The 985-nt window shown below is 70.4% G+C and carries 1 protein-coding gene; it reads left to right on the forward strand.

The features are described 5' to 3' along the window. Positions 1-866: carbohydrate ABC transporter permease (locus OMK64_RS20035; protein ID WP_272730110.1), on the forward strand; the 866-nt coding region annotated here is incomplete at its 5' end. Positions 867-985 lie beyond the last annotated feature (119 nt).

Genomic DNA, 985 nt, shown 5'->3' on the forward strand with positions numbered 1-985 from the left:
CACCCCGCCGACGCGCGTCGACGGACGCCGGCCGGACGCAGAGCCCGCTCGCGCGGCGCCTGCTCGGCCTGGTCGCCGTGCTCGTCGCGGTGGTCTGGGTGTTCCCCGTCTACTGGATGATCAACAGCGCGTTCCTGCCGCTCAACAAGCTGCAGGCGCCGGACCCGACGTTCCTGCCGCTCGGCGGCACCTGGTCGAACTTCCGCCGGGTCGTGAACGACGCCTCGTTCTGGGCGTCGATGCGCGTGTCCCTGTCGGTCGTCGTGATCGTGCTGGTCGCCGCGCTGCTGTTCGCGTTCCTCGCGGCGCTCGCGGTGAGCCGGTTCCGGTTCAAGGGCCGCAAGTCGTTCATCCTCACGGTCCTCGTCGTGCAGATGATCCCCGCCGAGGGTCTGTTCATCTCGCAGTACCAGCTGCTCGACGGCTGGGACCTGGTGAACCGGGTCGGCGGCCTCGCGCTCGTCTACACCGCCGCGATCCTGCCGTTCACGATCTGGATGCTGCGCGGGTTCGTCGCGGGCGTGCCGATCGAGCTCGAGGAGGCCGCGATGGTCGACGGGCTCTCCCGCACCGGCGCGTTCTTCCGCATCACGTTCCCCCTGCTGGCCCCAGGCCTCGTCGCGTCCGGCGTCTACGGGTTCCTGCAGGCGTGGAACGAGTACACCCTCGCTCTCGTCGTCATGACCGACCCGGCGCAGCGCACCCTGCCGCTGTGGCTCCAGGGCCTCGTCGAGGCGAACCGGGCCACCGACTGGGGTGTGGTCATGGCCGGTGCGGCGATCATCGCCGTGCCCGTGATCGTGTTCTTCCTGTTCGTGCAGGGAAAGATGACGTCCGGCCTGGTGGCGGGCGCGGTGAAGGGCTGACGTGGACGTGCGGGTGAGGTCCGGCGGCTGGTCCGTCGGGCTCGACATCGGGGGCAGCAAGGTCCTGGGGGTGGTGCTCGACCCGTCGGGCGCGGTCCGGCACCAGGTCAAGGCGGGGA

The sequence above is a fragment of the Cellulomonas fimi genome (assembly GCF_028527925.1).
Classification (GTDB): Bacteria; Actinomycetota; Actinomycetes; order Actinomycetales; family Cellulomonadaceae; genus Cellulomonas; species Cellulomonas fimi_C.